The organism is Psychrobacter piscatorii, from assembly GCF_904846415.1.
Classification (GTDB): domain Bacteria; phylum Pseudomonadota; class Gammaproteobacteria; order Pseudomonadales; family Moraxellaceae; genus Psychrobacter; species Psychrobacter piscatorii.
Window position 1 is genome coordinate 1 of record NZ_CAJHAR010000033.1, and the last position, 26,003, is coordinate 26,003.

Below are 26,003 nucleotides of genomic sequence, written 5' to 3' on the forward strand. Positions count from 1 at the left end.
GCTATCTTTTTAACAGCTTCGGCTTTAAATTCGTCACTGTAGGTTCTTACTTTCTTGGTCATGATAAACTCCGATTAATACGCTTAGTTTACCAAGTTTAGTTGTACGGTTTCTTCAGCATAGCTCACGTCACTTAATGGCTGCAAATCCAATAATGGCAAATACAAATAATGAACAGGCGCAGACGCGGTGTCTTTAGTGGTCATTTCAAGTTTATCAACATGGCTAGATATTTCAGCAGCCAAATCAACAACGATAATCTGATAGCGAACTAAAGGCTTATTGTTTTCTGGCGAGCGTAACCAATTCGTTAAATGGGTATTGACACCTGTGTGTGTCAATCGAGGTGAAGCCACAACGGTGACACTGTCACTAATAGCATATGGTGTAAGTGGATACTTTTTACCTTTTGAAAAAACTTCAAAATACCACTGTCCCAACAATGACATGCCATTGTAAATAATAATAATGGGAGCAAACTTCATCCAAGTATATACGGTAAGTCGTCCGCCACTGGACTTTTGAAACCAGCATGTATCTCGCATAGGTCTAGCTTGCTGATAAGTATAAGCCAACATCACAAAACTGATCAACCAGTATAGAGCGATGATAATAGCGAATGTTTCTATCATTTCAGCCGCGATCATACTCATATTAGCAAGATAAAATCCTGCTATCGCTATCAACAAAAACCCTATCACACCCAGTGTCAGATGCTTGATTACCAATGCATTTCGGATTCGACTTGAGAGTACAAGCACCAACACTGCCAACACTACCCCGCCGAACATATCTAACAAATGATGCTGATACGTCAACACCGTTGAAAGAGCAATCGATGTACATATGCCCACCAGTAATAATCGACAAAATATTAAAACCCATCGTTTTTTGGACTCTGTAATATCCCATAACGACACGCCAAGCAAGATGGCATAACTGACATGCAAAGATGGTAGCTGATTAAATGGCTTGTCCACCAACTGCAAAAACTGATAGCCGAATTGCGTCCAGTCATCAGGTATCGATCGATTGAATGAGAACCGAGCGGGATAGAGATAGAAAATAAAACAGGCAAAAATGGTCGCCAAAATTAGGCGATAGGTCAACAAAGATAGCTGTATAGACGTCCGCACTAAAAAAAAGCTCACCACAAATAAAATCAACGACCAGCTGTAAGGAACAATCATAGCGGGGATAAAAGGAATAACGCTATCAAACGGCGTGGCTAGGTTATGAACTTTCGATGGATACAGCTCATATAAGGAGACACCATAAAAAGTCGTCAAATTATAGAGCAGATAAAATATCGCTAACGCAAGACCTAGGTGTCTAAAGCGTGTTGATAGATTTAGCAGCACCTAATACCTCGTTTAACTATTGGATAAAAATCTAGAAAAAACTTCAAAAATATAAATACATCTAAAGTTATCATAATAGCAACTTATTGTTGGCTAAAAACCATTCATACCTATTGGAAACACAGTGATTTTAAATTTATACTGAACTATTTTCCATAATTATAAGGGTTGAAATATGCAGTTCTTAGGGATAATAAGCCAGCAGTTAAGTCGTTTTACGGCATTGGTTATTATTTTAGCGGTCGCAGTGACATTTATAGAGCCTGCGACTTTTTCTTGGGTGACAGGCGATACTCAAATCATCGTTCTGGGTATCATCATGCTCGCAATGGGTATGACACTAGGCAAAGAAGACTATAAAATATTGGCCAAGCGTCCGCTTGATATTTTTATTGGCTCTGTTATCCAATATACAATCATGCCCATTTTAGCGATTAGCGTGGCTAGGCTATTTGATTTATCACCGGGCTTGACACTAGGTCTGGTATTGGTTGGTACGTGTCCCGGCGGCGTGTCTTCAAACATTATGAGCTACCTTGCAAAAGGTGATGTAGCATTTTCAGTAGGTATGACCACAGTATCAACCATCGTTGCCCCCTTAGTGACACCTCTTTGGCTCAATTATTTGGTTGGTCAATCTGTGGAGATGGATGGATGGGGTATGTTCCGATTTATGCTTCTAGTCACGTTATTGCCAGTCGCTATCGGCTCTATGTTAAACATTCTATTTCAAAACAAACAGTGGTTTGATGATGTGCGTGCGGTGATGCCTGGCGTGGCTGTATTAGCCTTTGCCGCTATCGTTGGTGGCGTTGCCGCTGTATTTGGTGATCAATTCTTGCAATCAGGGTTAGTCGTCATTTTAGCTATTGCCGTGCACAATATCGTCGGCTACATATTGGGTTACTACTCAGGGGCATTGTTCGGTATGAGCAAACCCAAAAAACGTACGATATCTATCGAGGTCGGTGTACAAAATGCAGGGTTAGCCACGGGCTTAAGCACAAAATTTTTCCCTGGTAATGCAGAGTCCGCTATCGCTGCTGCCGTTGCTTGCATTTGGCACTCTGTTTCTGGTTCTATATTAGCAAACGTATTTGCGTGGTGGGATAAGCGTCAAGAGGCGAAATCTCCTACTCTTAGTGATACTGATGAGATCGTAGAATTTGGCAAACCAGTCAAGAATAGTTGATTTTGACATAAGATAATAAACTTAAGCCGCTATGTTAGATCATTTGTCTAGCATAGCTCTATATATAAAGACCTTTCCAATCATGGGCGGCCTTATCAGAGCATTTGCCTAAGATAAAAATTCTCATCAAGCAGTTCCTGACAATCTCTCCTCTCAATAACTACTATGTCTCAACGCTCTCAAATCACCAACTTACCTTATCTCCAAATTTAGCCAAGGCGATTGGCTTTAGGACTAATCATGTCCGTGATTACTGCATATTAATTTTAGAGGTTAAATACTGGGCTAAATACTCGTTTCTAACTATACCAATTGTTAAGGATAATACTATCTTAAGGTTCAGTTAAGGTTGCTCCTTTATGATGCTTTCATGATGTTAATCGTGCTAAAAGCTTTTAACCCTTTGGAGACAGCTGATGTCATTATCTATTGATAGCACTCATACCTTACAGAATGTTCTAAATACGACCTTTTATATTGAAGCCGTCAAGCCAATGTCAATATTGGAAGTGCAAGGTATACCCTCATCCCTCTATATTCGTGCCAGTACGCAAATGTCAATAGCGACATCGACTACTTCATATGCTCAAAATCAAGATGCCCAGGCGTTTATCAAACGCATATATGAATATATCCATCACGCACGCTTGAGCTATTTTATGCCCATTTTGTTTTCAGGTTTTGCCGATATGCCATCCTATGGCGATTGGTTATCCACTGATGATAATGCGTTGCCAGCGTTTAAAGGCACGAGCGTTGCTATCGGTCTAAAACCTATCTGTGAAGACAAGATATTTTTAGAGCAGTATCTGAACACGCCGATACAACACGAGATCAGCAAAGTAGCAGGCAAGCCAGTCAGTCGTCAGCGCATTTTTGAGATTGGCAATTTGGCTTCAGGTTGTGCTGGTAGCGCACGGCTTATGATAGCATTTTTGGTGTTTTATTTATCCACTCCCACCCTGAATCCTACGACTCATGAATACCAAACCAAAGCAGACTGGGTCGTGTGTACTGGTACCGATGCGGTAAGGCATATATTGGCACACATGGGCATTCGCAGTCATGTCATTGCTAAAGCCACTGCAGAAGCGCTAGCAGATCCTGAGCAAGTATCATCATGGGGCCATTACTATCAGCACAATCCCTTGGTGGTTGCCATCAATGTGGCAGATGCTAAGCGGGTATGCGCCCCTCATTATCGCTATACCGAAACGTTAGAGATGAATGCTACCACTCGTTTGACGCTAAATAAGATAGCCGTTTAATACGCATGCATTAGCCAACCAATAACACTGCACCACCACAAGACAGTGAGCATAACATGAAACCCATTTATACCGCGATATGTGAGCATGCCCGCCAAACTCCTAAGCAGGTGGCGATACAAACGATAGATAACCATAACACGACTAGTCTGACTTATGGCCAGCTGCAACGTACATTGTCAGCGCTTCATCAAACATTAGAAACATGGCAAGGCAAGCGTGTGGCCCTATATGCGCACAATGACATAGATTGGATCATACTCGATTTGGCTTTGAGTACCGTCGGCGCGGTCATTGTGCCCATCCCTTTATTCTTCAGTGCCGCGCAAATTGCTCACTTACTACAAGATGCGCAGATAGAGACGGTATATGTTGGGTCGGGTTTGACACTGCCGGTCGTAGATAATATGGAGAACTGGATAATTGCTGATACACCAGAGACAAGCACTGTAAAATCTGAGCAGGCAACTCATATCACAGGCAGTTTTTATCAACGTGCCGACACTGTCATTGACAACACTTTTACCGCTCAAAATCGCTCTACCGCCAGCGACTTTTGCAAAGTGACTTACACCTCAGGCAGTACGGGTATGCCAAAAGGCGTGTGTTTGGGGCAAGATACGTTGATGCGTATTGTCGCGTCGTTATCAGGTGCGCTCGCTGATACTTTGACAGATGATGCCACTCACGCGCCAGAAATGAACGATACCACAAGCAATTTTAGTCATCTGAGTGTGTTGCCTTTTGCCACTTTATTAGAAAACGTGGCGGGTGTTTACGTGGGACTATATATGGGGCGCACCTTAGTGACAGGGCGTATTGATCAATTTGGCTTGTTATCCAATCAAGCCTTTGACGCCAAGCGCCTGATGACAACAGTGCAGACGTACAATATCGCCAGTGTTATTTTATTACCGCAAATGCTAAAAGCCATTTGCGAGCACTTGGCAACCGATAGAGCAACCAAACCCAGCATCAATGCTGCTTTGTCATCGTTAAAGTTTATGGCAGTCGGCGGCGGCAAAGTCTCCCCTCAATTACTACAAGACGCCAATGCCCTAAGCTTGCCTGTCTATGAAGGCTATGGCCTATCTGAATGCGGCTCGGTGGTCAGTCTCAATACGCCAAAAGCCAATCGCACAGGCAGTGTCGGCAAACCGATGCCTCATGCCTCTGTCAGCATCGCAGCAACTGGCGAGGTGATGGTCAAAGGCAATGCGATGCAAGGCTACCTAAACCATGACGCTAGTAATGATGACGATGGCATCATTGCCACAGGGGATATCGGTCATTTAGATGACGACGGCTATTTATACATCACGGGTCGACGCAAAAACGTGCTCATCAGTAGTTTTGGCCGCAACATCTCACCTGAATGGGTAGAAGCGCAGCTCTCAACGCAGCCCATTATTTATCAGGTAGCGGTGCTCGGAGATGGTGAGCCTCATTTATCTGCGGTGATAGTTGCCAACCCTAACATGACCGCAACGAGCAGTGACCCCCAATCTGCGATTGCCCAAGCGATAGATGTCGTCAACCAAACCTTGCCAGACTATGCGCGTATCCAACAGTGGCATCTCGCCGAGCAGCCTTTTAGCACGGACAATCAATTATTAACCGATAACGGCAAACTGCGACGAGCACATATTTTTACTGCTTATCAATCCGCACTCGGCTTATAACGGACGCTTTCGCCAGCAATATAACAATAGGACCATATTATGCAAACCACTCTAATGCCAAAGGATTTGATAGAAAGCGACTTGATACAAAACGACATTATCGAAACTGACACTCCTGAAGCGTCAACCGCTCAAGCGCCTGCCAATGTATCACTGCCTAAGACCGCTGATATTTTAGCGGACTTAAAAATCCATGGTTGGACGTTACTTCGAGGTTATCACTACGATGTCGAGACGTTTAGCCAGTTGATGAGCCAGCTCTGTCAAACGCTAACCTATGACCCTGCCCGCCAAAACATCACCTCTGAAGCGCAAAAAGTGGATGCAGGCACGCATGCGATTGGCCTACATATAGAAAATGGCAATACGCCGATGCCACCTGACGTCATTGCTTTTTTTAGCGAGTTGAGCGCCAAAAAAGGCTCACAGACCACGATATGTGATGGACATGCGGTGTATCGAGCGCTATCACCTGAACTAAAGGCTACCTTTAGTCAGTCGATGCGGATCAGTCGCTATTTACCTCAGGCAATTTGGCAAAATTACGTGGCGACGGCGACAGGCAGAGCAGATGCCGAGCAAATAAGCTTGGATGATTTAGAGACCTTTATCACGGCGACAACGAGCAAGACGTTAACGCATCATGTAGAGCCTCAGCCAGACGGCGGCGTTCGGTACGTATTACAGATACCTGCCATTCGAGAGGACAACGTAAGCGGACAACTGGCCTTTGCCAATACCTTACTTGGGCCATCGTTTAATTATGAAAAACCTGAGTTTACCCTAGCCAATGGTCAACCCGTCGATGATGCGCTCCTAGATGAGCTGACACAGATTTGTGAAAAATACACTCAAGACATTGCGTGGCAAAATGGCGATGTGGTGATACTGGACAACAAACGCATGATGCATGGTCGTCGTCAGATTGATGTGCCTTTAACAGAGCGTAAGCTGTATATTGCGATGGGGCTTGGCATTAGACACGGCATGAATCACTCAAACGATTAGCAATAGCGTATATCACTACAATTCGTGCTTTAGTAATCCATGCTTTAACAATAACTGTTCAACAAGGATGCGATATCATGACACCAGCTAATGGTCAATCAGATCTAACACAGGCTACCCTCAATTACACCATGCTCATCGGCGCCACGGGTGGTATCGGACAAGAGGTCGCACGGCAATTATGTGTCAATAATCAGCCTGTTATTTTGGTCGGGCGTAACAACCAGACCTTGACGCAGTTGGTAGATGAGTTGACCAAAGACTACCCTGATGTCCCGCTTCTGTCTCATACGTGTGATTTAAGCTCGCAGACATCGCAATCGCTGCTGGTAGAGGGACTAGGTGAGATGACACAAGGTCATGGAAACGTCATTGATACGGTCATACTCAACGCAGGTATCAATGACTTTGCTCTGCTCACAGATCAAAGTGATGACACGATCGAACAGATGATGCTCGTCAATGTGGCGTATCCACTTCAGTTGATAAAAAGACTGCTACCTACCTTGATAGCGCAGCATAGCCCGAGCCAAATAATCAGTGTTGGCTCAACCTTCGGTAGTATTGGCTACCCAGGCTTTAGTGCTTATAGTGCGAGCAAGTTTGCCTTACGCGGCGCAAGTGAAGCGTTAGGCCGCGAATATGCCGACGCCTCAGTAAAGTTTCGCTATTTTGCGCCCAGAGCCACCAAAACAACCATGAATAAAGATGCCGTCGTCGCTATGAATGAGGCATTGAAAGTAAAAATGGACTCGCCTGAGACGGTCGCAAAAGCACTGATTCACTTTATATCAACCGATCAGACGCAGCAGCACTTAGGGTTTCCCGAGCGTTTTTTTGCATGGCTCAATCGACTGTTTCCCAACATCGTCGGTAACGCCATTGTCAAAGATCTACCCACGATCAAACAACATGCTAGAAAATCATGATGATCCGTTAGGTTACCGTAGCGTTAATGTGCATTTAAATGGCCACGCCAAATAAGCGACCAATCAACGAGGTGGCCACCATAGCAAGCACACCCCAAACCACGACTCTAGTAGTCGCAGGAATCACAGGCGCACCGCCCAAACGAGCAGAGATGATCCCTAGTAACATCAAGCCCACTATCGTCAAAGATGACAATGACCAAACCAGTGTTTCCGCTGGTAACAGTAATATCCCAATGATCGGTAGTATCGCCCCCGCTATAAATGATAGTCCCGAAGCCACTGACGCATGAATGGGCTTTGCTTCACTAAGATCCGTCAGGCCAATCTCATCACGAGCATGGGCTTCTAACGCATTGTGCTCAGTCAAGCTCACGGCCACTTGATGCGCCAAATCATGCTCAAGGCCTCGCGCCTCATAAATTTTGGTGAGCTCTAGCAGCTCACGATCAGCATTGTGCGTCAGCTCATGTCTCTCTTTATCGAGATCGGCCTTTTCGGTATCCGCCTGTGATGAGACCGAGATATACTCGCCAGCCGCCATTGACAACGCACCTGCGGTCAACGCCGCCATCCCTGTCAGCAGCAATGTCTGACTACTTGTACTGGCAGCAGCTACCCCAACCAATAGACTGGCTGTCGAAATCAACCCATCGTTCGCACCCAGCACTGCTGCCCTCAACCAATGATTGCGGTTGCTCAAATGTGCTTCGTCATGAATAGAATAGTGATGCATAAAATCCTCAAAAGGTAGAGACGCGAATGGGTATGCCCTAGTGTAGCTGATAATGTCATCGCAGTTTGTACCGCTTAACGTTATATCGCCCAATATTGATTCATTCGGATGGTTACTCGAATGGACACTATGACATATACTTTGATAGCTACTGAAACAGTCATTTTTTAGATACTCATTTGTTAAATAGTCACTTGTTAAATAGTCACTTAACTTGTCTTAACATCACCAATCTATAACCAGTCAATAAAAAAACCAATGTCTGACTACCTGCATAAAACAACATCAACGGCAGTGCTCGACTGTCTGACCCCACCATAAACACATGGATACTAATGAGCATATAAGCCATAAAGGTCAAAAAATGTAGCCATCGCCATGCTGATTGACCAATATATTGCTTAATATAAAAGCTGAATGCGCAGATAAATAACAGCCAAAACCCCATCTGCCCCAACGCCACACCCACTCGATCAGTCTGAAAACCGAAAGGGGCTAAGATCTGCCATATTTGCAGATTTAGATAGTTATCCGCCAATAAAATACCCGCATGAAAGGCGGCAAAGCCTGCCGCAATCAGGCTTAAATACTGATGCAGAGCAAATACCCTAGCCGCATTAACATGCTTTCCTAAGCGTGTACTCAGTAATAAACCAAAAACCACTGCCAGCCAAAATAAAGCATAAGCAATCACACCACCTGCCCGTGATAAATACCAAAAATGCTTATCTGTGGCGGTCAGTAGTTGTAACACCGTCTCTCCCCACATCAATAGCGCATAGCTACCGACGCCGATGGCTATCATCAAACTCAATCCAATCCACATAATCTGAACAATCAGCGGCGTATTAGAAGTAGTCTGGCTGTGAGTAAGATTGTCTGTCTGCATGACGATACTCCTATGAATGCATTTGCTTAATATGTTGGGACCTAACTTATCGAGTGAGGGTTGTTAGATGACAGCCAAGCTTGACTTACTCAAATTTGGCTTAATAGCAGCGGACGATATCACTTGGTTATTCGTATCAATTAAGAGCGCCGCAATGTGATGCTTGTTCAGCCATACCATTGCTTCTGTAACGCCGAGCAGCACGCAATATTTTGCATACACCTCCGCTGTTACGGTATCTGTAGCCACGACGGTTGCCGTCAGGACATCACTGATTACTGGGCGGGAATAATGAGGATGAATTAAATGATGCTGCCAGCGTCCTTCATGCCACCAGCGCCGATAATCTTGCCCAGAAGTGGCGACAGCGCCAGATTTTAAACTAAGTATCGCGACATCTTGATCATTTTGCATGTGCTCGCCATCAGCATTGTAAGGTTTAGCAATCGCCACGCCCCAAATCATTGGGTTGTCTATTGCATTATCTAGGGCTTGGTTTATTGGGACACCGACTGCCATATCACCGCCCATATCTACCAAACAAGACAGTTGCCAGTCATGACTTCGGCTAATGTACTCGGCCAATTGCATGGCACACCAGCCTTTGACATAACCATTCAAATCAAGTGCCATTCCAGCTGGCAGGTAAACCTGATGCTGACCATTCGCCAATCGGCGACGCTGAATATCATGTACTTGCTGATTAGGATTGTTGGTACTGGGCGTATCTTGTAAGCAAGGAGTCGCATTGACGGCAGCACTTGAGATCATAACGGGTACAGATGGCATAGACATTTTTGGCAAGGTTTCAAATGACTGTTTATAACCAGCAGCCCAAAGCGGTTTGAGTAAGGTGGGTGTTATTAAGCCTTGGGTTTCTGCAACAAAATATATGGCGCGACCTAAAACCTCAAATAACTCTGCACTGACCTCTCTCCATTGGTCGATATGATTGTTGAGTCTCATGAGCTCACTGGTCTCATCGAATCGACTAAATATATGCTCCCAGCGTGCTAAATGCTGCTGAGCCTCTATTGTTAGCAACTCAATTTTTCGGTCTATTACTGCTTGCGAGTACGGCGTGCTCCACTTAGCAACGTTTAACGTTATTTGAATGTGGCAACCCATTGCTGTCAGTTTTAGAGTCGCCAATTTTTTCGTATTCTGACTCATCAGCAGACTCCGTTTTTTGCAATAGGGTATAAGCTCAACTGTGGCTCATTTCTATTCATCGACTTGCTTAATCATCGAGAAGAACGTGTACGGGCGACGACTGTGATTGCCTCTACAGGAGCAACTTCATTGACTTTCCTCAGTTGGGTGATGTCAACAATGGGTATTGAGGCAACCACCAACTCATCATTCGCAGGAACAGCCGTATTCAAAGTGGTGGTGCTCACAGATGGACTGTCTGTCTCTTCATTAAGCAAAAATAACCATCCGCCCATCGTGCCTGCAATCGAGGCAATCATGATACTGCTTTTCAAAAAGGCAAAAGGATCTGCTTTTTTGCTCGTCTTATTGGCAAGTTTCTTTTGCGTTGATTGGGTCGTTGATTTCGTCTTAGTCATCATAATCCCCTTCCTCTTCATGGTGCTTGTAGCTCGTTGCGATTAGATGACCATTCTTTTTGTAATCCTCGTCACGGTATTTTCCAGCTTTTTCACCTTCGTCCCTATCGTCATCATGATGCTCATCTTGGTCGTCATCGTCGTAGTCTTTATAGACAGTCTCCACACGATAGTTATTGGTCGTTACCGGATTTAGAACCGTGCCTAAGTTGGCATCAATATAAGTGGCGCTATTATCTAATAGCACTTCATAAGCGACTGTGCCGTTATAGTTAATAAGCTCTGGATTGGCTTGCAATATCGCATTGGGCGCGTCTTGTTTTGCCAGTGCTGTCGCTTGCGCAGGAGTCAGTGCAGCAAGAGGTAATTGCTGCACTGATGAGGATGAGATATCAGTATTTTGAATGACAGAATCAGGTGATGATGAAGTGACAGCCGATTCGGGAGACTGCACCGCTAAGGCAATAACACCACCAAAGAATACTAAGGAAGTCGCACCGACAGTTAATAATACTGGTCTTAAAAGAGGTAGGCTCATAGGTTGTACTCCGTATACCGTTATTAGGGAATACTAGGAGCATACGCGATGAATATTAACTCAAGCTTAAGACAGTATGTTTTATTTTTTTATAACAGTTTTGAGAGTGCGTTTTTACTTTTAACTGTTACCACAAAGCCTGTTTCTGGTTGAGGGCGGTTGGCAAATGACAAAGTGAGGTTGTGTAGATCAGCGATTCGATTGGCGATTGACAGTCCTAGCCCACTACCTATTTGGGTTTGACCGGCTGGACGATAGAAGCGTTCGCTTAGCCGCGCTAGCTGCTCTGGGTCTGCGCCCAAGCCATTATCCACCACTTTGATACTATCAGTATCCAACTGCAGCTCGATCTGGCAGCCCTCTGGGCAATAGCGAATGGCATTGTCTAATAGGTTGCGGATTAATAGTTTAAATAATACTGGATTGATAAGAATGGGTAAAATATCGGCAGGATTGTCACAGTGTACAGTGCGTTTTAATTGGATGTGTTTTTCACGGGCCAAGCGGTTGACGTCACTCAGCACAGTATCGGTGAGCATCAGCCAGTCTGGACGCTCTAATTGCTCAGGGGGCAGTTGCTGTTGCGGCTCTATTTTGGCTAAAACCAATAATTGATCGACCAAATGGGTCGCACGCTCAATGCCATCGCTGATTTTTTGGGTGTGATAAAACAATTGGCTGTCGTTGTCTATGTCAGACAGTTGTAATAGCTGCTGCTGCAAAAGATCGGCTTGTAATTTTAGCGCAGCCAGTGGGCTACGCAGCTCATGAGAAGCATCGGCGGTAAAGCGCTGCTCCCGTGCTAGAGTGTCTGCCACTTTGACAAATAACACGTTTAAAGCGGTCACCAAAGGCTGAATCTCTTGTGGGACGTCTGCTGTGATCGGACGATCGTCTTGCGGCTTGCGCTGTTCTACCTCAGAGCTAATCTGACTTAATGGCATCAGTCCGTGTCTTATCAATCCGATAGTCAAGATCATTAAGGAAAGCAGCCCAATTAACATCGGCAGTACTTGTACAGACATCGCTTCAACAATCATTTCTCGGCGAGAATCAAGATTTTGACCAATGGCAATCACACGCCCTTCATGCATATTATCGTTATGATAGTCGTCGTGCGCATAAAATAACCGCCAACGTTTGCTAAAGGGGTTAAGACGCTGATAGGCAGAATTGTATTCTTCTACAAAACCACGCTGATCTGGTAGGAAAGAAAACGACTGTCCGTTTTCATCAGCCATTAATAGCCGCCCCTCTTTATCCCAAATCGCAAAGCCCATATAGTCATCTTCCGCGTCACCAAGATCACCTGACAGCTCTTTGCTTTTTAAATTATATATTTTGGCAGCATGTTCGCTCTTCTGATTATGATGATTGTCGTCATCGTCTTCTTGATCACTATTCTCTGAATCTACAGTTTTTGGACTCCCGTCTTTTGAATCCACCTCTTTTAAGTCACTGTCATCAGCAGAGATGCCCATCAAGTAACGAACCACTTGCGTGATTTGTGTGTCATTCATCTCATTGATTTCGTGCCACAAGCGCCAAGCAATAAAGCTCGATGTGACAAGCCATAGCAAAGGCAGACCAATGAGTAAGGAGATGAACAGTCGCTGCTGGATACTTTTCATAAGCTCACGTGTTGCTCATATATGGTTTGTATATTGAAAGCCAAGGTAAATATAAATATATTAATGGTTATGTGCTGGATTGAGATAATAGCCGATGCCGCGTTTGGTCAAAATAAAATCATTGCCCAGCTTTTTGCGTAAATGATGGATATGCACTTCTATGGCATTGCTCTCAATATCCTGTTGCCAGCCATAGAGTTTGTCCTCCAAGCTTGCGCGGCTGTGAATCTGTTTGGGATGGGTCAGCATTTGCTCAAGTATCGCCACTTCTTTGATGGTGAGCTCAACGACTTGGCCTTGATAAGAAACTTGGTGATTGTGCGGCCAATAAGCGACGTCGCCATAACGAATCTCAGGCTGGCTACGTCCCTGACTGCGCCGTATCAATGCTTGCAGACGGGCAACCACTTCGTCTAGTGCAAATGGCTTGACCAGATAATCATCAGCACCCGCATTGAGTCCCGCCACGCGATTGGCAATCGCGTCACGGGCCGTAATAATCAGTACTGGCGTGTCTACTTGTTGGGATCGCCAGTTTTGTAGCACCGTCATGCCATCCCCTCTTGGCAAGGTCAGATCAAGGAGCACCGCGTCAAACATATCCTCTTGCAGTGCCATCTCACCTTGCTTAGCATCACTAAACCAATCGACCATCATGCCATGGCTTTTTAGCCCAACAACGAGGCCTTCAGCGATATTGTTATCGTCTTCTATTAATAGTATGCGTGCCATGACTGTCCTATTACCTTATGTATTCTACTATCTTATTTTTATTGTGGGCGACGCGTCGTCACCGTTTTATTACCCGTTATCATCGACTTGATCAGATTTTGCCGTTCCCAATAGCTCATGGCAATCGCAGAGATAATATGCAACGGTACCAGCAAGTATAAACTATTGGCCAGTATTCCATGGATTTCTTCAAGGATATCTTTGCTACCGAAAATTTTGGCTTCCATCAGATAACCACTAATGCCCAATCCTATAATCACGGCCCATAACGCAAACATCATAATAGCAGCCAGTGGATTATGACCCAAATGCTGCTCATCTGTACGGCGAATACTTAAATCAGATAAGTGATTTTTAATACGAGACGGCGTGGGGAAAAAGTCACTGAAGCGTGCATAACGCGTGCCCACAAATCCCCAAAGTAGACGGATAACTACTAACCCTACCACGGTATAACCGACATATTGATGCAGCTCACTGCCTTCTTCGGTAAACAGCAAGTTGGCAGTGATACCAGCCGCCACTGTCCAGTGAGTTACTCTGACCAAAATATCCCAAACTCGTACTTGTCGAGTTTTAGGAGTATTTGATAATGATATATCAGGCTCGTGCGTCGGATTGCTTGCGCTATGTTGGGTCATGGCCGTCACTCCTTTAATGGTTCGTTTGTTTTTGACGAGATGATTGCTAAATATCGAATCTAGGCGAAATACCGCTAGTAAACTCGGCATCACATCGTTTGCTCTACCGCTATTACAACAAACAAACCTTAAGAGGAGCTTAGGAAACTAAGAAATTGAAATTTAAAGTAGTGAGTAATCTATCTGACATTCATAGATGGTTAAAATGCCATTTAAAAGGAAAAATTGAGCAAGCAAGACCGCTTTGGGCCATATAAATAACACATTTAAAACTTTAACCTGAAAATATATTTAGCATTAACTCCGTAATAATATTGATAATGAAAATGATTATCAATACAATAGGCAATTAATTCGTGTGCTAAAACATTTATGCAACTGTCTCGCTTATATTCAACCTTTTTAAAGTCATTGAGTCCATCTTGTCTGTCTGCATCCGTCTTGCTACTAGAAATTAGAAACACGCTTTAGGGCTACCTATTCCCTTTTATGCTATCAAACATCCATACTATTACTGAGTCACTATGTCCTCTCGTGCCAGCGTTTCTCTACACCATATGATTTGGGCACAGTATCGTCTGCCCTTTCTAAAAGTCATCTTGCTCAACTTAGTCAATGCTGCCGTCAGTGTGGGTATCATTGCTTATATCAATCAAACCTTTATCAGTCAGCCCGTGTTCAATACCTTATCGTGGTCAAGCTTAGGGCAGTTTGCTCTGCTCGTGCTGCTGTTGCTCGTGACTACCTTTGTATCGCAATATGCACTCACCCGTTTGGGGCACAAGTTTGTCTATGAGCTCAGAACCAAACTGGTCAAACAAATCATCGATACCACCGTCCCGCAGATAGACCATTTGGGCAGTGCACGGTTACTTGCCAGTCTATCTTCAGATATTCAGTCTATTACCGTCGCCTTTGTGCGGATGCCGGAGTTGGTGCAGGGTGTTATCTTGTCTGTTGGTGTGGGGTTATATCTGGGCTGGCTGTCGCTACCATTACTGCTGATTGTCATGTTTTGGATTGCGATGACGATTTGGATCAGCACTATTTTGGTCAAGCATGTGTATCACCATCTAAGGGCTATTAGAGACATCAACGATGCGCTGTATCAAGACTATCAATCGATCATAGATGGTCGTAAAGAGCTGGCGTTAAACCATCACCGCGCCGAACAGATATACACGCATGATTTTTTGGATCATGCAAAATCATACAAAGAGCGCGTCATCAAATCAGACACGTATCATTTATCAGCCGTGAACTGGTCTAACATTATGATGTTCGCCGCGATTGGGGTGATATTTGCCGTATCAAATTATCTCGGCATCTCGATGGGCATCGCTACCACTTTTTCTTTAACGATATTGTTTATGCAGTCACCGCTGCTCCATGCTGTCGGTGCTTATCCAACACTACAAACGGCCCAAGTTGCTTTAGACAAAATACAGTCGCTAGAACTGGCTGAGTACCAACCTTTATTTAGAACGGACAACACCAGCCAATACTGGCAAACCATCTCGCTAACTGATGTTAACTATCGCTACAATGTTTCCAATAACAGCGTTTCGAATACCAGTAATAGCAGCGATGTCGATGATCAGGCATCAATAGCCAAAGACAGCGATCACTCTGGTGATATCTTAAAAGACGTCAATCTAACGCTACAACGAGGCGATGTGGTGTTTCTGATCGGGGCGAATGGTAGCGGCAAATCGACACTTGCCAAGATTATTACAGGAATTTTCACCCCTACCACAGGTGCGGTAACCATCGACAAACAGCCCGTTGATTCAAACAATAATGCTGATTATAGACAGCTATATTCTGCCATTTTTAGCGATCAGCATATTTTTAAGCAATTGATTGGCAGACAAGGACAGCAGCCGGACAAAGCACTGGTCAATGCGTGGCTGCATAAATTGAATTTGCAAGATAAAATAAGTGTGGCTGATAACCAGCTGTCTACCGATAAGCTATCGCAGGGGCAACGCAAACGTCTGGCGATGCTTATCGCAGTCGCTGAACAAAAAGACGTCTTGCTACTCGACGAGTGGGCTGCGGACCAAGATCCTGCGTTTCGCCGCGTGTTTTATCAGACACTGATACCTGAACTAAAAGCGCTGGGGAAAACGCTATTTATTATCAGTCATGATGACGGTTACTTTGAGCACGCTGACCGGTTACTGCTAATGAAACAAGGCCGCCTCATTGAGCTCAATGCTGAAGAGCGACAGCGTGCCAGTAAAGATGCCATTGCTATGTTGGCGTAAGTGTTCGCTTAGTACAGAGTCAACCACAGGTAGTAACAGAAGCGGGGTATCTCTTAACAAGATGTCCCGCTTTTTTAGATGAGAAGGATTTTTTGCACCCTTTATTTACTTTAATAATCTCTGCAAAAACCCAACGCGAGAAATCACCAAAAAGTCCAATAGCGCAATAATTACAATCGCAATAATAGCAGTCGGGAATATGATAGCCACAACCAGTAAAGGAGTGGCGAGCGGCCACCAAACGGTAAAATGCTGCCCACGCGCTGGCGGGTTGAGGCCGCGATGCTCACTGGCATGACGCGGACGACGCTGCCACCACATGACATAGCCACTCACACACATGGCAATCACCGATAGACAAAACAGCACATTGGCCAGTAAGCTCCACCAGCCGAGCGTGCCCATATGCAGCGCGAGACCTGCCGCCATAAATTTACCAAAAGCATTGTAATCATCATAGCGTATATCCGCCAAGATATTGCCCGAATAGCGGTCGATATGTACCGTGCGATCAGCCGTTGGGCTCTTCATATCGTAGCTCATGGAGTCTTGGCTAATCGTCCAGACGCCAGTACTGCCTTGGGGCAGATTTAATTGATAACGCCCGTTGAAACCAATTTCACGAGCAAATCGATCTACGGTATCAATCATAATGGGTATATTAGGCGCAATACCGTCTTTGCCCATGGTCGTGCCTGATACTGGCATCGGTGTCAGCTCGAGCACCCAAGGTACTTCTTTGGCGGTACCCGAGTTCAAGACACTGCCATGCGTAGGCACGACAGCGGGCGTCGATCCATGAACATGCGGCGCAGCATTGGCATTGTCCATATCCATACCCGCATGGTGCTGGCTATGGTCGATAGAGACAGGCACTGGTGCCACGCCCCATTTCCCTGCAGGAAACTGACTCCATGCTTGCACGACTCTCTCGCCCCATACACCTGCCCATGCCATGCCTGATATACAAAAAAACAGCAGCAACACAGATATCCAGCTACCGAGCGTGGCATGAATCGTACGGATAAATGAGCGTTTTTTCTTATTAGGCGTAGTGTCATTAGGAATAAGCATAGCTTTGATTGATCTGCGTTTTTGCCACCATAGATACCAGCCCGACAATATCAGCAAAATCGTTAATGAAGCAGCCGTCTCTAACAGATAATCACCAAATTTACCCAATAGCAAATCACTATGAATATTGTCAAAGGTATAGTACAGATTGCTATTGGCAGGACGACTATCAACAATATCGGCTGTATAAGGGTTCACTGCCACCATATTGTCATGATCTACTGACTTGATCTGAAATAAAGCAACCGTATCCGTATCGCGCGGTGCAATATATTTTATCAGTGTACTGTCAGGTAGCGTGCTTAGCGCATTTTTTGCTTGCGTCGCGATAGGAGCCTGAACCGTCGATTCTGGCATAGCGACAGTTAGACGGTCATTATCACGGCCTGCGGTGTTGGACATAAACAGCATACCGAGTGCGGTACACGCTAAAATGATTAAAAAAGGCGCGACAAACATTCCTGCATAAAAATGCCAGCGCCATACCGTAAAATAGCGTTGGTTGTTGGTAGATTGACGTATGGGTTCGTTCATAAATATGACCTTTAGCAACTCTGATGGCTCGATAAACAACATAAATCTATCAATAGCGGTACTTAACACTACTCACTTATTTACTTACGCTCAGATATACGCGAGCATGATACGAGAAAAGTCATTTAAACACCATCGATCATGACACTAATTATCATTTGATATAGCATTATTAATCTTAAGCTACTGTTTTTATAGATATAAATTCCCCCACACATCTATTACCTCCAGCCGTTCAGTACAGCTCTTCCTAAGCGGCAGTCTCTCTAAAAGCGCTTTATTTGTAAAATTTAAATGATAATTATTATCATTAATGTTATTATTCCTTTTCTTTTGCTTTCGACACTCAATAACAACTCACGAGGAAATATGATGCGCTTTGTCTCAACGTCTAGATTTGGTCGTCAAAAACGTTTAACGCTAGCAGTGCAACTGGGATTAGCAATGAGTTTAAGTCATTCAGTCTATGCTGTGAACAGCCCAACTAGTATCGGAAACAATACGGTCGACAATATTGAAAATAACGTGATTGAGACAAGCGTAGAAAATTCTCTTGATACTAATAAAGTGGGCAATGATACGACGGCAGCGCCATCAGCTACCTTGGATACAATTACCGTTTATTCAGATGGCTATCGCAGTACGGGCACCAAAACTGCCTTAGACCCCAATGATGCACCAATGAGTTATACCAGAATTGATCAAGACCTTTTACAAAAACGCCAAGCGGATAGTGTCAATGCTGCTCTACGCTATGAGCCAGGCGTGAGCACTGAGAGTCGTGGCACGGTCTCTATCTTTGATGAGTACAACATTCGTGGATTTAAAACCTACTCAAATTTTTATGATGGACTCAGACTGCCCTACGATGGCGCTTGGAATCTGATGCCACAGGTCGATGTCTATGCGACTGAAGCGGTCGAAGTGGTGAAAGGGCCAGCGTCCTCGCTATACGGCTATGCAGCACCGGGCGGCATGGTTAATCAAGTCGCCAAAGCCCCTAAAGGTACGCAAGAAAATGAAGTACAGCTACGACTGGGTAACCAAAATCTAAAAGAAGTAGCCGTCGATAGCACAGGCCCTATCACAGATACGCTGAACTATCGGTTGGTGGCGTTGAAGCGACAAAAAGATGGTCAGATGCAGACCACAGAAGAAGAGCGATTGTTGATTAACCCGTCGCTTGAGTGGCAGGCGACTGATGATGTGTCTGTACTTGCCAACCTGTTTTATCAAGACGATCCAGAAATGGTGCCCTCTACCCCATTACCTGCTGTCGGCACCGTCTACAAGGCAAGCTATGGCAAATTGGGTAGTGATGCCTATGCAGGCGACAAGTGGAGTCGCTTTAGTAAAGAAGTATTCATGCCAAGCGTCACCGTCAACTGGGACATCAATGATAACCTCACCTTTAAACATATCACGCGCTATACCGATGCCGAAGCGCAGCAACGCAATATGTATAATAGAGGGTTTGTAGAAGGTAGTGACACGGTTCTCAATCGCGTGGCATATACCACGGATGAGAACATGAATAACTGGACCACGGACAACCAACTGGCCTATACATTCGATACTGCCAATACCTCACATAATTTATTGTTTGGTGCTGAGTATCAAGAGACAGATAGCAGCGCGACTTACTATGATGCCGGTGCAAATGGCACGCCAAACCTTGACCTGTCTAATCCAGACTTCTCACAGATCAATACGGCTACGCTACCACTGGATAACTATCGTCAGACACAAGATATCGAACAAAGCCAGCTTGGATTTTATGTGCAAGACGAAATGAAATGGCAAGGTTTGACCGTGGTCGCCGGACTGCGTCACGATAACTTCGAGAGTACGACTAAGCAAACTGACGCCTCTCAAGGTGCCGTTTATAATAATGAGACGTTTGGTAATGATGCGTCAGAGACCAGCGGCCGTCTCGCTGCGATCTATGATTTTGACAATGGCTTATCACCATTTTTTAGCTATTCAGAGTCATTCCAACCCGTTGTTGGTAGCAACTTTATTACCAATAAACCGTTTGAACCTAGCACTGCAGATCAGCTCGAAGCTGGTGTCAAATATCTATCACCAGATCGTGCGACCAAAGGAACGCTTGCCGTATTCGATATCACACAGCAAAATGTCGTCGTAACCAATCCCGCTGACTATCGACAGAAAGTTCAAACGGGTGAGATTGAGTCAAAAGGCGTTGAGATATCAGGCAGCCATATGCTCAATGACTGGGTAGATCTCGCGGCAAGCTACAGCTACACCGATGCTGAAATTACAGAAGATGAGTTCAACCCTGATGTGGTCGGCAATACCCCTGCCCAAACGGCCAAGCACAAAGCCACGCTGTGGGCCGACTACTATGCGACAGACAAGCTCACTCTCAATGCTGGCATTCGCTACGAAGACGGCATGCAGATCGACAAGCAAAACTCAGATGAGCTACCAAGCGTGACGTTGGTCGATATTGGCGGTAATTATCAGATCAACCCAATGCTCGCTGTCGGCGCGAGTATCAATAATCTTTTTGATAAGACGTATGTTAGTGCTTGTTATGATACCGAGAACTGCTGGATGGGGCCTGAGCGTCAAATGTCGGTCAGCCTAAAAGCCAGTTTTTAAGCTTGATTTTTTAAACTTAACAAGATGGTTATTAATAAAATCATCCACTTTCTAAAACCATTTTTACTCATACATTTTTAAGATAGTCGATCATCAAAGCAATATGCTAGCCTTACAAGCTATCAGACGACAATAAATCATGCTTTGCGCACTATCGTTACATGCTACAAAAGAAGGACATAGCAAATGGCAAAACCTACCCCTAGATTACTCGATGTTATCGGTAGCAAATACCTCACCCCAAATATGTGCCGCGTCACGCTTGGCGGGGCTGGACTTAATGATTTCCCCATAGATCAAGAAAGCGCCTATATCAAACTGATGTTTCCTCAAGGTGAGGATGCTCGGCCATTGGTCCGCACCTATACCGTCAGCGTTCAGCGTGATGATGAGATAGATGTTGATTTTGCATTACATGAAGCTGAAGGCCCTGCATCGATGTGGGCGCGTAATGCTCAAGTTGGTGATCAAGTATTGGTTGGCGGACCTGGTCCCAAAAAACTCATCAACAATGACGCCGATTGGTTTTTATTGGTCGGTGATATGACAGCGCTACCAGCGATTACGGTCAATCTGGCACAATTGCCTGCCGATGCTCGCGGCCATGCCGTACTTGAGGTGACGACTGAGGCAGACCAGCAATCACTCAAAAAACCAGATAACGTTGAGATTCACTGGGTGGTCAACAACCATCCAAATGCAGACAACAGCCCGTTACTTGACTGCGTCAAATCACTGACTTGGCTTGAGGGACAGCCTGCGGTTTGGACGGCTTGTGAGTTTCATAGTATGCGTGTATTACGTCAATACTTCAAAGTGGAGCGCGACGTACCAAAGACGCATTTATATGTATCTAGTTATTGGAAAGTCGATAGCACAGAGGATCAGCATAAAGTGGTGAAGCGCGATGACGCGCAAACGGCAGATCAATAAATACAGATTTTACATTCAAAAAAAGGCGTAGTTCATATGAGCTACGCCTTTTTTATACATCATCATTTATTATGCTTCGACGACTTTTGCTTCTTTTTGCACTCGGCTAATCGTCACCCCCGTAAACCCGAACAGCAATGTTAATAGTAATGACAAATAACAGAAAAACGCATAGGGCAAATACTCTAATACTGGCACCCCTAATGCCTGACTGATAAACACCCCGCACACACTCCACGGCACCAATGGATTGATCACCGTTCCCGCATCCTCAATCGTCCGAGACAAATTCTTCGGATGTAAGTGCAGACGCTCAAATGTCGAGCGAAATGCCGTACCAGATAATAAAATACTCAAATACTGCTCACCGATCAGCACATTGATGCTTAGTGCCGACACCGCTGCTGCAAAGATCGCTCGTCCTGATGTCGTGAGTGTGTCTTTAATACCAGACAATAATGCTGGCAAAATACCCAGTGCCGTTAACAGACCACCTAAACTCAGTGCCAGTATCACAATCGCCTGAGTAAAGAACATACTCTGTACACCACCGCGTGACAGCATACCACCTACCTCACCCAGCTTTAATGACTCAGCAGGCGCATAACCGGCAAACAAATAACCACCTAATTGACCAAAGCTTGGTGAGCTATGGACATAAGTAATGATGAGTGCCGCGGCAATCGTACAGATAATCGTATAGATCGCATTGACCCGAAACAGGGCTAACCCTACCAATATCACAAAGGGTAATACTGAATACCCATGCACCAGACCACTCTCTATTAGCTGACCTTGTAATATGGTCACTTGACTCAGATCAGAACTGACGGTCTGACCTGAGAAAAACCAGAACAAGATCACTGTCAGTATCCACGCAGGCACTGTCGTATACATCATATTACGAATATGCTCAAACAGATCGATACCCACCACAGAAGACGCAATAGTACAAGTATCAGACAAGGGCGACATCTTATCGCCAAAGAACGCACCTGAGACCACAGCACCCGCTGCTATCGCTACATTGGCATCAAAGGCATTACTCATCCCAATAAAGGCGACACCAAGTGTAGCAGCCGTGGTCAAGCTACTACCCAAGGCGATACCAATAATGGACGTCAAGATAAAAGCAGAGATATAGTAATATTCAGGTGAGATGAGCTGAAAGCCAAAATACATCAAAGTAGGTATGGCCCCTGACATCATGAGCGCAGCAACCATCAGACCAATAAAGAAGAACAAATAGATGGCACCGATACCGCGCATGACGCCTGAGGCCATTTGTGCTTGCATGTCATCAAAGCTCAGACCTTTGGTCATACCAATAGCGAGCAGGACACAGATGGCCAAGATAAGAGACAAATGCGGCACCCAGCCAAAGCTAATCATGGTAATACCCATGATGGCGATGACGATGGCTGAGATAACAAAGGCGAGCTTGGCGCTGATCTGGGTGAGCGGTTTTGGTGGCATGACACATCCTTAAAATGCCAGCTCAGGCTGGCATTAGATTGGGTTTGAATTTGGGAGCGTTAGAGAACAGGTTTGCTAGTGAATAACGGAATGGGTTACGAGTTACTTATCAAGTAACTCATCGGTTTTAGCCGCCATGACGAAGTCATTACGATGCAGACCTTTGATACTGTGTGACCACCATGTGACGGTCGCTTTGCCCCACTCTACCAATATACCAGGATGATGCCCTTCTGCTTCAGCAATGTCTGCCAGTTGATTGGCAAATGCCATCGCTGCGACGAAGTTTTTAAATTTGTACTGACGCTGCAATTGCTGGATACCATCTACCTCAATCAATGACCAATCAGGAATTTGTGGTAATAGCTCGCGTGCCTCGGCATCGTCGACTTTTGGTGCGCCAATGCGGCAGGCTTCGCAGCTGTTTTGTGATAGTGCTGTCATAATAAAATCCTTTTAAGTTGTTTGTTTTTAATAGCTGTTTTTTTAATACTCGTACATCCATGTTGAAATAGCTGTGTCGCTATTTCAACACTCCGTACTGAAGTGATTACATTTATGTTTACATTTACATTTTAACGGGTTTTTTCTGGATAGGTCGGCTCAAACAACCCAAGTGACATCGCCTGCTTGACCGTACCCATGATGTCGCTATCAACGATATCAAATAAAGTATCTAATTCGTCAATCACATAGTAAATCGGCTGGATCTGATCGATACGATAAGGCGTACGCAGTACATCAAGCAAATCAAATGCTCTGTGTTCAGGTTGAGATTGCGGCTTATTTTGAGCGATTGGAAGCTCTTGCGGCGTCTGATCAAGCGCATAGATGGTTTCAGAAGGCGAGCTTAGTATACCACCGCCGTAGATTCTACGATTTTCTATGCGACTGCCGACCAAGCCAAACTCAATGGTAAACCAATACAGTCGTGCTAAAAACCATCTTTCTTCTTTGGTTGCACTCAGACCAAGCTTGCCATACGTTTCATTAAAAGCCGCAAATGCTGGATGAGTCAATAGCGGGCAGTGTCCAACGATTTCGTGAAAAATATCTGGCTCTTCTATATAGTCCATGTCCTCAAATCGGCGAATAAACGTCGCGACAGGAAAGGATTTATTGGCTAATAGTTTGAAGAATTTACCGAAGCTGATCAATGCAGGCACCGCCGCGGTTTGCCAACCGGTGGTCGCTTGCAATACCTCGTCAATATCATGCAACTGCGGGATGTGCGTCGTCGGTAGATTTAGCTTCGTCAAGCCCTCTAGATAGGCGCAGCAAGCGCGATTGGGTGTTTGCTCAGCTTGACGCGTAAGCAACGCTTGCCACATTGCATTTTCATCATCACTATAATGAATATGACCGTTGGCATCTGGCTGATGTGAGATATAGGGCTGCTTTTTATCGGTCGCGTTGTGATGAGCAGACGCATCACCGCCCTGCTGATTGGCTACAGAACTATTGGCACCGATGGCTGTATTAGGAGAATCTATCTGTGAGAGGCGTTCCATGCCTGTGTTCCTTTTATCGCAGTGAGTACGTTACCTTTATATCTATACTTGTCAGTAACGTATCTATTGAAAAGTACCTGTTAAAGGGTATCTACTAAGGGCAAGCCAAACTCCTTTTGCCTTGTCCGTTTGTTTTCTAAATTTTTTCTAAATGTATTGTGATCTACGGCGTTTCTGTTTCTGATTGATTGGTCTCTTGCTGACCGACCGTGCCACGACGTACTTGGTCACGCTCTATTGATTCAAACAATGCTTTGAAATTACCTTCACCAAAACCGTCTGCATAATCGCCTTTACGCTGGATAAACTCAAAGAACACTGGGCTACCCAAGATGGTCTCAGAGAAAATCTGTAGCAGTAGACGCGGTGCGCCGCCCTCTGTTGTACCGTCTAATAAGATACCGCGCGTTTGTAGATCAGCGACATTTTCACCATGGTTTGGTAAGCGCTCGCTCAGCATCTCGTAGTAGGCTGCATTTGGTGCAGTCATAAGTGGAATGCCGGCGGCTTTTAGCATATCGATACTGGCAAACAAGTCATCACTAGCCAAAGCAATATGCTGAATCCCTTCGCCATTGAAGTGCATTAAGTACTCTTCGATCTGTCCACCGCCCTGCTTGGCTTCTTCGTTGAGCGGGATACGGATTTTGCCATCCGGTGCTGTCATGGCCTTACTGGTCAGCCCCGTGTACTCGCCTTTGATATCAAAATAGCGAATCTCGCGGAAATTAAAGATGCGCTCATAGAATTTTGCCCAGTACGCCATGCGTCCGCGATAGACGTTGTGCGTGAGATGATCGATGACTTTGAAGCCATAGCCGACAGGGTTTCTATCCACATCTGCAAAGAACTCAAAGTCGACATCATAGATAGATTCGCCGTCTTTATAACGGTCAATTAAGTAGATCAGTGAGCCGCCGATACCTTTGATCGCTGGTAGTCTCAGCTCCATCACGCCTGTTGGCACGTCTACGGGCTGCGCGCCCATCTCCACAGCACGCTCGTATGCTTTTTTGGCGTCTTTTACCCGAAATCCCATGCTGCAAGCACCAGCGCCATGCTCTTCAACGAAATAACTGGCCTGGCTTTTTGGCTCGCGGTTTAAGATCAGGTTGATGTCACCTTGGCGATATAGCGCCACGTCTTTTGATCTGTGATTGGCGATATGTGCAAATCCCAGCTGTTTGAATAATGCGTCGACCGCATCAGGCTGAGGGGAAGCGAACTCGACGAAATCAAACCCGTTTAGTCCCATTGGGTTATCAAATAAATCTGCCATTGCAATCATCCTTAATGTCAATTGGTGATAAAAAGTCGATAAAACGATTGGTAATCAATCTTTATTGTTGACGTTGTATTTATATTAGATTAGCTTTATTTATAAGACTAATTGTTTTTT

General features: G+C 45.0%; 22 protein-coding genes. 8 read left to right on the plus strand and 14 right to left on the minus strand.

The annotated features are described in order from the left end of the window. Nucleotides 1-83 precede the first annotated feature (83 nt). Complete coding sequence (locus JMX83_RS12645) at nucleotides 84-1,361, minus strand: phosphatase PAP2 family protein (RefSeq protein WP_201602387.1); 1,278 nt, start codon at nucleotides 1,359-1,361, stop codon at nucleotides 84-86. A 175-nt stretch (nucleotides 1,362-1,536) separates the two neighbouring features. On the opposite strand from JMX83_RS12645, the gene JMX83_RS12650 reads away from it, so the two are divergent. The 5 genes from JMX83_RS12650 to JMX83_RS12670 all read left to right on the plus strand — a co-directional run bounded on the left by JMX83_RS12650 (nucleotide 1,537) and on the right by JMX83_RS12670 (nucleotide 7,440). Continuing rightward, entirely contained in the window at nucleotides 1,537-2,553 is a 1,017-nt protein-coding gene (locus JMX83_RS12650; RefSeq protein WP_201602389.1) for a bile acid:sodium symporter family protein, read from the plus strand. 416 nt (nucleotides 2,554-2,969) lie between these two features. Continuing rightward, a complete protein-coding gene (locus JMX83_RS12655; protein ID WP_201602391.1) occupies nucleotides 2,970-3,821 on the plus strand; it encodes a thermostable hemolysin in 852 nt (283 codons plus the stop codon). 56 nt (nucleotides 3,822-3,877) lie between these two features. Beyond that, entirely contained in the window at nucleotides 3,878-5,503 is a 1,626-nt protein-coding gene (locus tag JMX83_RS12660; RefSeq protein WP_201602393.1) for an AMP-binding protein, read from the plus strand. A gap of 39 nt (nucleotides 5,504-5,542) precedes the next feature. Continuing rightward, the gene (locus tag JMX83_RS12665) at nucleotides 5,543-6,511 is read left to right on the plus strand and encodes a TauD/TfdA family dioxygenase (protein WP_227675859.1); all 969 of its coding nucleotides are present in this window, start codon (nucleotides 5,543-5,545) and stop codon (nucleotides 6,509-6,511) included. Between the two features lie 77 nt (nucleotides 6,512-6,588). After that, complete coding sequence (locus JMX83_RS12670) at nucleotides 6,589-7,440, plus strand: SDR family oxidoreductase (protein ID WP_227675860.1); 852 nt, start codon at nucleotides 6,589-6,591, stop codon at nucleotides 7,438-7,440. A 34-nt stretch (nucleotides 7,441-7,474) separates the two neighbouring features. Here JMX83_RS12670 and JMX83_RS12675 read toward each other — a convergent pair whose 3' ends face one another. From JMX83_RS12675 to JMX83_RS12710, 8 genes are all read right to left on the minus strand, one after another. After that, complete coding sequence (locus JMX83_RS12675) at nucleotides 7,475-8,176, minus strand: VIT1/CCC1 transporter family protein (protein ID WP_201602396.1); 702 nt, start codon at nucleotides 8,174-8,176, stop codon at nucleotides 7,475-7,477. Between the two features lie 205 nt (nucleotides 8,177-8,381). Next, complete coding sequence (locus tag JMX83_RS12680; protein WP_201602398.1) at nucleotides 8,382-9,065, minus strand: ferric reductase-like protein; 684 nt, start codon at nucleotides 9,063-9,065, stop codon at nucleotides 8,382-8,384. Nucleotides 9,066-9,128: 63 nt separating this feature from the next. Beyond that, nucleotides 9,129-10,238: an FAD:protein FMN transferase gene (locus tag JMX83_RS12685; RefSeq protein WP_201602400.1), complete on the minus strand. Its 1,110-nt coding sequence runs from the start codon at nucleotides 10,236-10,238 to the stop codon at nucleotides 9,129-9,131. Between the two features lie 71 nt (nucleotides 10,239-10,309). Continuing rightward, nucleotides 10,310-10,639, minus strand: coding sequence for a hypothetical protein (locus JMX83_RS12690; RefSeq protein ID WP_227675861.1), 330 nt, complete (start codon nucleotides 10,637-10,639; stop codon nucleotides 10,310-10,312). Further along, a complete protein-coding gene (locus JMX83_RS12695) occupies nucleotides 10,629-11,174 on the minus strand; it encodes a PepSY domain-containing protein (RefSeq protein WP_201602402.1) in 546 nt (181 codons plus the stop codon). Before JMX83_RS12695 ends, JMX83_RS12690 begins: the two co-directional genes overlap by 11 nt. 89 nt (nucleotides 11,175-11,263) lie before the next feature. Then, nucleotides 11,264-12,805: an ATP-binding protein gene (locus JMX83_RS12700; protein ID WP_201602404.1), complete on the minus strand. Its 1,542-nt coding sequence runs from the start codon at nucleotides 12,803-12,805 to the stop codon at nucleotides 11,264-11,266. 60 nt (nucleotides 12,806-12,865) lie between these two features. After that, nucleotides 12,866-13,537, minus strand: a complete 672-nt coding sequence (locus tag JMX83_RS12705; protein ID WP_201602406.1) for a response regulator — start codon at nucleotides 13,535-13,537, stop codon at nucleotides 12,866-12,868. A gap of 38 nt (nucleotides 13,538-13,575) precedes the next feature. Further along, complete coding sequence (locus JMX83_RS12710) at nucleotides 13,576-14,178, minus strand: cytochrome b/b6 domain-containing protein (protein WP_201602409.1); 603 nt, start codon at nucleotides 14,176-14,178, stop codon at nucleotides 13,576-13,578. Between the two features lie 524 nt (nucleotides 14,179-14,702). Between JMX83_RS12710 and JMX83_RS12715 the strand changes: the two genes are divergently transcribed. Next, nucleotides 14,703-16,448, plus strand: coding sequence for a multidrug ABC transporter permease/ATP-binding protein (locus JMX83_RS12715; RefSeq protein WP_201602411.1), 1,746 nt, complete (start codon nucleotides 14,703-14,705; stop codon nucleotides 16,446-16,448). 105 nt (nucleotides 16,449-16,553) lie between these two features. Here the strand turns inward: JMX83_RS12715 and JMX83_RS12720 are convergent, their stop codons facing one another. Further along, on the minus strand, nucleotides 16,554-18,056 hold the full coding sequence (locus JMX83_RS12720; protein WP_201602414.1) for a PepSY-associated TM helix domain-containing protein: 1,503 nt from the start codon (nucleotides 18,054-18,056) through the stop codon (nucleotides 16,554-16,556). Between the two features lie 444 nt (nucleotides 18,057-18,500). On the opposite strand from JMX83_RS12720, the gene JMX83_RS12725 reads away from it, so the two are divergent. Further along, complete coding sequence (locus JMX83_RS12725; protein WP_227675862.1) at nucleotides 18,501-20,684, plus strand: TonB-dependent siderophore receptor; 2,184 nt, start codon at nucleotides 18,501-18,503, stop codon at nucleotides 20,682-20,684. Nucleotides 20,685-20,870: 186 nt separating this feature from the next. Then, nucleotides 20,871-21,617 carry a siderophore-interacting protein gene (locus JMX83_RS12730; protein WP_201602419.1) on the plus strand — a complete coding sequence of 249 codons (747 nt, stop codon included), beginning with the start codon at nucleotides 20,871-20,873 and terminating at the stop codon, nucleotides 21,615-21,617. Between the two features lie 69 nt (nucleotides 21,618-21,686). Here JMX83_RS12730 and JMX83_RS12735 read toward each other — a convergent pair whose 3' ends face one another. From JMX83_RS12735 to hppD, 4 genes are all read right to left on the minus strand, one after another. Beyond that, nucleotides 21,687-23,093, minus strand: a complete 1,407-nt coding sequence (locus tag JMX83_RS12735; protein ID WP_201602421.1) for a Na+/H+ antiporter NhaC family protein — start codon at nucleotides 23,091-23,093, stop codon at nucleotides 21,687-21,689. Nucleotides 23,094-23,195: 102 nt separating this feature from the next. Beyond that, nucleotides 23,196-23,537 (minus strand): 4a-hydroxytetrahydrobiopterin dehydratase, encoded by a 342-nt coding sequence (locus JMX83_RS12740; RefSeq protein ID WP_201602423.1) that lies wholly within the window; start codon nucleotides 23,535-23,537, stop codon nucleotides 23,196-23,198. Between the two features lie 131 nt (nucleotides 23,538-23,668). Further along, nucleotides 23,669-24,604, minus strand: coding sequence for a phenylalanine 4-monooxygenase (phhA, locus tag JMX83_RS12745; protein ID WP_201602425.1), 936 nt, complete (start codon nucleotides 24,602-24,604; stop codon nucleotides 23,669-23,671). A 163-nt stretch (nucleotides 24,605-24,767) separates the two neighbouring features. Beyond that, nucleotides 24,768-25,883: a 4-hydroxyphenylpyruvate dioxygenase gene (hppD, locus tag JMX83_RS12750; protein WP_201602427.1), complete on the minus strand. Its 1,116-nt coding sequence runs from the start codon at nucleotides 25,881-25,883 to the stop codon at nucleotides 24,768-24,770. Nucleotides 25,884-26,003 lie beyond the last annotated feature (120 nt).

Coding starts and splice junctions, on each gene's coding strand:
- JMX83_RS12735 (WP_201602421.1), bottom strand. CDS start 23,093: ATGCCACCAAAACCGCTCACCCAGATCAGCGCCAAGCTCGCCTTTGTT.
- JMX83_RS12695 (WP_201602402.1), bottom strand. CDS start 11,174: ATGAGCCTACCTCTTTTAAGACCAGTATTATTAACTGTCGGTGCGACT.
- JMX83_RS12665 (WP_227675859.1), top strand. CDS start 5,543: ATGCAAACCACTCTAATGCCAAAGGATTTGATAGAAAGCGACTTGATA.
- JMX83_RS12650 (WP_201602389.1), top strand. CDS start 1,537: ATGCAGTTCTTAGGGATAATAAGCCAGCAGTTAAGTCGTTTTACGGCA.
- JMX83_RS12675 (WP_201602396.1), bottom strand. CDS start 8,176: ATGCATCACTATTCTATTCATGACGAAGCACATTTGAGCAACCGCAAT.
- JMX83_RS12705 (WP_201602406.1), bottom strand. CDS start 13,537: ATGGCACGCATACTATTAATAGAAGACGATAACAATATCGCTGAAGGC.
- JMX83_RS12730 (WP_201602419.1), top strand. CDS start 20,871: ATGGCAAAACCTACCCCTAGATTACTCGATGTTATCGGTAGCAAATAC.
- JMX83_RS12670 (WP_227675860.1), top strand. CDS start 6,589: ATGACACCAGCTAATGGTCAATCAGATCTAACACAGGCTACCCTCAAT.
- JMX83_RS12715 (WP_201602411.1), top strand. CDS start 14,703: ATGTCCTCTCGTGCCAGCGTTTCTCTACACCATATGATTTGGGCACAG.
- JMX83_RS12740 (WP_201602423.1), bottom strand. CDS start 23,537: ATGACAGCACTATCACAAAACAGCTGCGAAGCCTGCCGCATTGGCGCA.
- JMX83_RS12660 (WP_201602393.1), top strand. CDS start 3,878: ATGAAACCCATTTATACCGCGATATGTGAGCATGCCCGCCAAACTCCT.
- JMX83_RS12700 (WP_201602404.1), bottom strand. CDS start 12,805: ATGAAAAGTATCCAGCAGCGACTGTTCATCTCCTTACTCATTGGTCTG.
- JMX83_RS12710 (WP_201602409.1), bottom strand. CDS start 14,178: ATGACCCAACATAGCGCAAGCAATCCGACGCACGAGCCTGATATATCA.
- JMX83_RS12680 (WP_201602398.1), bottom strand. CDS start 9,065: ATGCAGACAGACAATCTTACTCACAGCCAGACTACTTCTAATACGCCG.
- JMX83_RS12655 (WP_201602391.1), top strand. CDS start 2,970: ATGTCATTATCTATTGATAGCACTCATACCTTACAGAATGTTCTAAAT.
- JMX83_RS12690 (WP_227675861.1), bottom strand. CDS start 10,639: ATGATGACTAAGACGAAATCAACGACCCAATCAACGCAAAAGAAACTT.
- JMX83_RS12725 (WP_227675862.1), top strand. CDS start 18,501: ATGAGTTTAAGTCATTCAGTCTATGCTGTGAACAGCCCAACTAGTATC.
- JMX83_RS12720 (WP_201602414.1), bottom strand. CDS start 18,056: ATGAACGAACCCATACGTCAATCTACCAACAACCAACGCTATTTTACG.
- hppD (WP_201602427.1), bottom strand. CDS start 25,883: ATGGCAGATTTATTTGATAACCCAATGGGACTAAACGGGTTTGATTTC.
- phhA (WP_201602425.1), bottom strand. CDS start 24,604: ATGGAACGCCTCTCACAGATAGATTCTCCTAATACAGCCATCGGTGCC.
- JMX83_RS12685 (WP_201602400.1), bottom strand. CDS start 10,238: ATGAGTCAGAATACGAAAAAATTGGCGACTCTAAAACTGACAGCAATG.